Source organism: Nocardiopsis sp. TNDT3 (genome assembly GCF_003427465.1).
GTDB lineage: Bacteria > Actinomycetota > Actinomycetes > Streptosporangiales > Streptosporangiaceae > Nocardiopsis > Nocardiopsis dassonvillei.
The window spans coordinates 1-7,395 of the sequence record NZ_QPFC01000396.1 but is presented as its reverse complement, the minus strand read 5'-3'; the positions used below and the strand labels follow the sequence as shown (position 1 = coordinate 7,395).

The 7,395-nt window shown below is 70.4% G+C and carries 5 protein-coding genes; 4 read left to right on the top strand and 1 reads right to left on the bottom strand.

Annotated elements, in window-relative coordinates; all coding sequences use genetic code 11:
• Positions 1–322: 322 nt before the first annotated feature.
• From DQW06_RS10610 to DQW06_RS10595, 4 genes are all read left to right on the top strand, one after another.
• Positions 323–1,354, top strand: a complete 1,032-nt coding sequence (locus tag DQW06_RS10610) for a TerC family protein (protein WP_013154036.1) — start codon at positions 323–325, stop codon at positions 1,352–1,354.
• 329 nt (positions 1,355–1,683) lie between these two features.
• Positions 1,684–4,518 (top strand): excinuclease ABC subunit UvrA, encoded by a 2,835-nt coding sequence (uvrA, locus tag DQW06_RS10605; protein WP_117198369.1) that lies wholly within the window; start codon positions 1,684–1,686, stop codon positions 4,516–4,518.
• 219 nt (positions 4,519–4,737) lie between these two features.
• Positions 4,738–5,463, top strand: coding sequence for an RDD family protein (locus DQW06_RS10600; RefSeq protein ID WP_117198368.1), 726 nt, complete (start codon positions 4,738–4,740; stop codon positions 5,461–5,463).
• A gap of 121 nt (positions 5,464–5,584) precedes the next feature.
• Positions 5,585–5,983: a Rieske (2Fe-2S) protein gene (locus DQW06_RS10595; protein ID WP_041552787.1), complete on the top strand. Its 399-nt coding sequence runs from the start codon at positions 5,585–5,587 to the stop codon at positions 5,981–5,983.
• Between the two features lie 116 nt (positions 5,984–6,099).
• Here DQW06_RS10595 and DQW06_RS10590 read toward each other — a convergent pair whose 3' ends face one another.
• On the bottom strand, positions 6,100–7,239 hold the full coding sequence (locus DQW06_RS10590) for a mechanosensitive ion channel family protein (RefSeq protein ID WP_013154032.1): 1,140 nt from the start codon (positions 7,237–7,239) through the stop codon (positions 6,100–6,102).
• Between the last annotated feature and the right edge of the window lie 156 nt (positions 7,240–7,395).

Genomic DNA, 7,395 nt, shown 5'->3' with positions numbered 1-7,395 from the left:
CGGGGGGCGGGATGGCCCCGGGGTTGGGTGGACCTGTCCCCGGGGTGCGGTCGATGCCACCTCCACCGGGACTTCACCTCGCGGGGGTGGAGATGTCATCCTGGACTACGGTCCGGTGTGTGCCGCCCACGGTGTGGCACCGGTATCCTGGCCTGACACGTGAGGGGAGTATCCCTGTCGCGGCGGTGTCGTCATCACGGCGGACAGAGTCGTCCTCCCGGTGCCGCCGGTTCGCAGCGCTTCGCTGCGAGCGGGAGAGACCTCCGGTGGTTCGACGTGCGTGCACACAGCCCGCGCGCACTGACCGGAGGAGAGACTTTCCGTGAACGTTCCCTTGTGGGTGTGGGTCGCCACGATCGGCGCCATGGTCGCCATCCTGGTGATCGACCTCATCATCGTCGACCATCCCTGGAGCAAGACGAAGGGGCCCCAGGAGTTCGGCATGAAGCAGGCCGCCTGGTGGGCGGCCTTCTACATCGGCATCGCCATCATCTTCGGCTTCGGTGTCTGGTACTTCGGCGGAGGCGGCGCGGGCGCCGAGTACTTCGCCGGGTTCGTCACCGAGAAGAGCCTGAGCATCGACAACCTCTTCGTGTTCTACCTCCTGATGGGCTCCTTCGCGGTGCCCAAGAAGTACCAGCACGAGGTCCTGCTCGTCGGCATCGTCATCGCGCTGGTCATGCGCGGCATCTTCATCGTCCTGGGCGCCCAGGTCATCAACGCCTGGAGCGAGGTCTTCTACCTCTTCGGCGCCTTCCTGATCTACACCGGTTACAAGATCGTCCGCGACCACATGAAGGGCGACGAGGAGGAGAAGGACTTCACCCAGACCCCGGTGGTCCGCCTCCTCAAGCGCTTCTGGCCGGTGACCGACGACTACCACGGCGCCCACCTCACCGTGAAGCTCGACGGCCGCCGCCACATCACGCCGATGCTGCTGGTCATCGTCGCGATCGGCATGATCGACCTGGTCTTCGCCGTCGACTCCATCCCGGCGATCTTCGGTCTGACCCAGGACGCCTACATCGTCTTCACCGCCAACGCCTTCGCCCTGCTGGGCCTGCGCCAGCTGTACTTCCTGCTGGCCGGTCTGATGGACCGCCTGGCCTACATCAGCTGGGGCCTGTCGGCGATCATGGTCTTCATCGGCGTCAAGATGATCCTGCACGCCCTGCACGAGAACGGCGTGCACGTGCCCGAGGTCGGCATCGGCCTGTCGCTGACCGTCATCCTGGGCATCATGACCATCACCATCGTCGGCAGCCTGATCAAGTCCCGCGCCGACGAGCGCAAGAACCCCGAGCTCAAGACCGAGCGCGACCCCTCCGTCGACTCCCCGGCGGACCGCTCCTGAGCGGACGGCGGGCCCGCGGGCGCGTCGAGGACATTCCGGGAAACGGCCGGATTCGAACAGCTGTTCGTCTATAGTGGTGGCACCCTGAGCGCTCCGGCGCCGGGGTGCCACCTTGTTCTGCGAGGTGGAAGAAACCGTCGTCGGCGGTCGTTAGGCTGGACGGGCGGGAGAGGCGAGCGTCCTCCCCCCTCTCCTCAGCGGCCCGTCTCCGGGGCCCGGGCGGTCTCCGGGAGGTCCCGACCGCCGCACGCGAAGTTCCACACGGGTCAGCCGACGTCACGCGACGGGGTCCGCGTCCTGTGCGCCAGAGCCGAAGGATGTCTCACTCGATGGTCGAACAACTGGTAGTCCGGGGAGCCCGGGAGCACAACCTCAAGGACGTCTCGCTGGACCTGCCGCGCGACTCCATGATCGTGTTCACCGGCCTGTCCGGTTCGGGCAAGTCGTCGCTGGCCTTCGACACGATCTTCGCCGAGGGCCAGCGGCGCTACGTGGAGTCGCTGTCGGCCTACGCCCGCCAGTTCCTGGGGCAGATGGACAAGCCGGACGTGGACTTCATCGAGGGCCTGTCCCCGGCGGTGTCCATCGACCAGAAGTCCACCAGCCGCAACCCCCGCTCCACAGTCGGCACCATCACCGAGGTCTACGACTACCTGCGGCTGCTGTGGGCGCGCGTCGGCGTCCCGCACTGTCCCGAGTGCCGCCGCGAGATCGCCCGCCAGACCCCGCAGCAGATCGTGGACCGCGTCCTGGAGATGGAGGAGGGCACCCGCTTCCAGGTGCTCGCCCCCGTCGTGCGCGGACGCAAGGGCGAGTACGTCGAGCTGTTCAAGGACCTGCAGTCCAAGGGCTACACCCGCGCGGTGGTGGACGGGCAGGCCGTGCGCCTGGACGAGGCGCCCAAGCTGGGCCGCTACGACAAGCACGACATCGCCGTGGTCGTGGACCGCCTCAGCGTCAAGCCCTCCTCCCGCGGGCGCCTGACCGACTCGGTGGAGACGGCGCTCAAGCTGGCCGGGGGCACCATCATCCTGGACTTCGTGGACGTGGAGGCCGGGGACCCCGACCGCGAGAAGGTCTTCTCCGAGCACCTGTACTGCCCCTACGACGACCTGTCCTTCGAACAGCTCGAACCGCGCTCCTTCTCCTTCAACGCCCCCTACGGCGCCTGCGCCGAGTGCTCGGGCCTGGGCACCCGCATGGAGGTCGACCCCGAACTCCTAGTCCCCGACCCCGAGAAGACGCTGGCCGAGGGCGCCATCGGCCCCTGGTCCGGCGGGCCCAACAGCGGCTACTGGGAGCGCATCCTCAAGGCGGTGGGCGAGGCGATCGGCTTCGACCTGGACACCCCCTGGGAGCGGCTGCCGCGCCGCGCGCGCAAGGCCCTGCTGGAGGGGCACGACACCCAGGTCCACGTCAGCTACCGCAACAGGTACGGGCGCAACCGCTCCTACTACACCGAGTTCGAGGGCGTCATCCCCTGGGTCAAGCGCCGCCACTCCGAGACCGAGAGCGACTACGGCCGCGAACGGCTGGAGGGGTACATGCGCACCGTGCCCTGCCCGACCTGCGAGGGCACCCGCCTCAAGCCGGTCGTGCTCGCGGTGACCGTGGGCGGCAAGTCCATCGCCGAGGTGGCCCAGATGCCGCTCAGCGACAGCGCGGCCTTCCTGGCCGGGCTCACGCTCTCCGAGCGCGACGCGGTCATCGCGGCCCAGGTGCTCAAGGAGATCAACGCCCGGCTCGGCTTCCTGCTCGACGTCGGCCTGGACTACCTGAGCCTGGCGCGCTCCTCGGGCTCGCTCTCGGGCGGGGAGGCCCAGCGCATCCGCCTGGCCACCCAGATCGGCTCCGGCCTGGTGGGCGTGCTGTACGTGCTGGACGAGCCCTCCATCGGCCTGCACCAGCGCGACAACGCGCGCCTGCTGGAGACCCTCCAGCGCCTGCGCGACATCGGCAACACGCTCATCGTCGTGGAGCACGACGAGGACACCATCCGCGCCGCCGACTGGGTCGTGGACATCGGCCCCGGCGCGGGTGAGCACGGCGGCCACGTCGTGGTCTCGGGGATCGTGGACGAGCTGCTCACCTCCGAGGACTCCCTCACCGGCGAGTACCTGTCCGGCAAGCGCGGCATCGAGGTGCCCGTGGAGCGCCGCCCCCTCACCCGGGGGCACGAGCTGGTGGTCCGGGGAGCGCGCGAGAACAACCTCCACGGGGTCGACGTCGCCTTCCCGCTGGGCGTGTTCACCGCCGTCACCGGCGTGTCCGGCTCGGGCAAGTCCACCCTGGTCAACGAGATCCTCTACAAGGCGCTGGCCAAGGAGCTCAACGGGGCGCGCGACGTGCCCGGCCGCCACCTGCGGGTCAACGGCATGAACAAGGTCGACAAGGTCGTGCACGTGGACCAGAGCCCCATCGGGCGGACCCCGCGCTCCAACCCGGCCACCTACTCGGGGGTCTTCGACCACATCCGCAAGCTGTTCGCGCAGACCACCGACGCCAAGACGCGCGGCTACCAGCCGGGCCGGTTCTCCTTCAACGTCAAGGGCGGCCGCTGCGAGGCCTGCTCCGGCGACGGCACGCTCAAGATCGAGATGCAGTTCCTGTCCGACGTCTACGTGCCCTGCGAGGTGTGCCACGGCGCCCGGTACAACCGGGAGACCCTCCAGGTCCGCTACAAGGGCAAGAACATCTCCGAGGTCCTCAACATGCCGATCTCGGAGGCCCTGGAGTTCTTCGAGCCGATCAACGCCATCCGCCGCCACCTCCAGACCCTGGCCGACGTCGGCCTGGGCTACGTGCGGCTGGGCCAGCCCGCCACGACGCTGTCGGGCGGTGAGGCGCAGCGGGTCAAGCTCGCCGCCGAACTCCAGCGCCGCTCCACCGGGCGGACGGTGTACGTGCTCGACGAGCCCACGACCGGCCTGCACTTCGAGGACATCCGCAAGCTGCTGGGCGTGCTCAACCGCCTGACCGACACCGGCAACACGGTGATCGTCATCGAGCACAACCTCGACGTCATCAAGACGGCCGACCACGTCATCGACATGGGCCCCGAGGGCGGCTCCGGCGGCGGCACCGTGGTCGCGCAGGGAACCCCGGAGGAGGTCGCCGCGGTGGCCGAGTCCTACACCGGGCGTTTCCTGGCCAAGATGCTCTGAGCCCGCGCCCGACGGCACCGCCGCGCCCCGTCCCGGTCCCCGCGGGGCGGGGCGCCGCGCTGCCCGTGGCCACGTCGGGTTGGCGGGTTCGCGACACATGTCTCACCTGAGTAGAGTCGAACGTATCCGCGTCCCGCCCGGCGGACCCCGCCCCGGGCGCCGCGTCCGCGCCCGGCCCCCGCGCGACTCCGACGAACCGCCCTGGAGGTTGGCCCGCCCATGAACGTCCCTCCCCGACCGGACCGCGGCGGGCCGACGCCTCCGGAAACCCAGCGGCTCCCGTCCCGCCCCGGGCACGGGGAGCCCGCCGGCGCACACGACGGCCTGCACGGGGACACGCGCTTCGGCGCACCGGACGCCGCCCCGGGCGCCGAACCCGTGGAGCGGCTCTACCCCCTGGCCGCCTGGCGTACGCGGGCGTACGCGCGCGGCATCGACCTGCTCCTGGTCGCCCTGCCCGCACTGCTGCTGGCGCTCGTGCTCTCCCTGGCCTGGGTGGGCGTCCAGGCGGTCGGCTCCGGCGACACCACCGGTATCGGCGACCGGTACCCGCTCTTCCTGTCGGTGACCTTCTTCCTGCTCTACGCGGGCTATGAGACCCTCGCCCTCTCCCGCTGGCAGCAGACGCTGGGCAAGCGCCGCGTGGGACTCAGGGTCGCGCCCCAGGCCGGGAACGGCAGCCTGGGCGCCCTGCCGCTCGCCGCCCTGACGGTGCGCGCCGCGCTGCTGGCCCTGCCCTTCCTGCTGTTCTTCCTGTTCTTCAGCGCCGTCTGGTTCTGGTGGTTCCTGGTGGCGGTGACGGCGCTGCTCACCGGCGGGATGGCCGCCTGGAACCGGCCCAACCGGCAGGGACTGCACGACCGGATCGCTGGCACCGTGGTGCTCGACGTGGCCGCGGCGGGCCCGCAGCCCCCGACGGCGCACCCGTATCCGCCGCGGGCCTGAGGGCTCTCGCGCACACCCCGGAACCCGGCCACCCCGCCGTACCTACTACATTGTGTAGTGATATTTCGGCGCAGGTGAGGAGCGTTTCGTCGTGGCCGGTAAGAGGACGTGCGGGTGCGGGATGAGCAGGCGCCGACTGCTCGGGACGGCGGGTACGGCCGCGGCCGTCACGGCCGTGAGCGCCTGCGGCGGACAGGAGCCCAAGCCGCAGGAGGTCCGGTACGGCCAGGTGGTCGGCCAGACCACCGACGTCCCCGAGGGCGCGGGAGCGGTCTTCAGCAACAGCAAACTGGTCGTGACCCAGCCCGAGGCGGGCCGGTACCGGGCCTTCGGTGCCTCGTGCACGCACGCGGGCTGCACCGTCCAGGAGGTGGACGAGGTCATCCGGTGCCTGTGCCACGGCAGCGAGTTCGACATCTCCACCGGGGAGGCGCTGACGGGCCCGGCCCAGGAGCCGCTGGAGCCGTTCGAGGTCACCGTCGAGGGCACCGACATCATCCTCCAGGGCCCCTCCTCCTGAAAGGGACCGGCGGGAGGGCCGGAGCGGGGAGCCCACGGACCCGCCCGCCGCGACACCACGGCGCCCGGAGCGGATCTTCCGCTCCGGGCGCCGTCGCGTGTGTGGACCGGTCGGGCTCAGGCCTCGCCGGGGTCGCCCCCGGGCGGGCCGCTGACGCCGTTGGGCTCGTGGCGCCGGAACGCCGAGGTGGGGAACTGGGCGGCGTAGGCGGCCTCGTCCGCGTCCTCGGAGGCCAGGAACTGGGCGCGGTGGCGCGGCAGGGACTCGGGGTAGTTCTCGACCAGCCAGCCGATGAGGTGCTCGCGGATCTCGCAGGCGATGTCCCACTGGTGCCCGGTGTCGGCGGCGGTGGCCACCACCCGCACCAGCACCTCGCCGCTCGGGGCGATGTCCACGACCTGGCAGGACCAGCTGCGCCCGTCCCAGTGCTCGCTGCGGGTGATCAGGCGCCCGGTCTCCTCGCGCATCTCCTCGATCGGCACCTCCCAGTCCAGCGGGAACACCACCTTGGCGGTGATCGCCGTGCCCTGCTTGGTCCAGTTCTCGAAGCTGGTCGTGGTGAAGTTGGCGACCGGGACCACCAGGCGGCGCTCGTCCCAGATCTTGATGGTGACGTTGACCAGGCTCAGCTCCTCGACCCGGCCCCACTCGCCCTCGACCACGACCACGTCGCCGATGCGCAGGGCGTCGCTGAAGGCCAGCTGGAGTCCGGCGAACAGGTTGGCCAGTGTGGACTGGGCCGCCACACCGGCCACGATGCCGATGATGCCGGCGGAGGCCAGCAGCCCGGCGCCGAGCGCGCGGACCTCGTCGAAGGTGAACAGGATGGCGGCGACCGCCAGCACCACGATGATCGAGGTGATCACCCGGCGCAGCAGCCGCACCTGGGTCTGGATGCGCCGCGCCTTGCGGTCGGCGTCGCCGTTGGCGACCGACAGCCGGGCCAGCACCATGTCCGTGACCGCGTAGGCCAGGCTGACGCCCAGGCCCGTCAGCGTCGCGATCATGAGGATGCTCATCGCGTGGTCGATGGCCTGGTACGTGCCCCAGTCCACGTTGGCGGGGCTGGGCAGCGACAGGTTCGCGCCGACCACCGCGGCAGCGCCGTAACTGGTGTAGGTCGTGCGGTGGACCACGTGCTGGGACACCCGCCAGGCTTTGCCCAGCTTGTGCTTGAGCACCCAGCGCACGGCGAAGACCAGCAGCACCGCGACCATGACGGTGACGCCGACCGTGATCCATTGGGGCAGGCTCACGACGAAGGGCCCCCTCTTGTCGTCGATGTCGGGAAGTTCCTGTGTACCCGCCCAACCTAGAGCATGCGGATACCCAATCGTGACGTTTCGCTTACCCGCGCCCGAGGAACGCGGGCGCGTGCGGCGCCCGCAGGGCGGGTACGGCGCGCGGGGGAG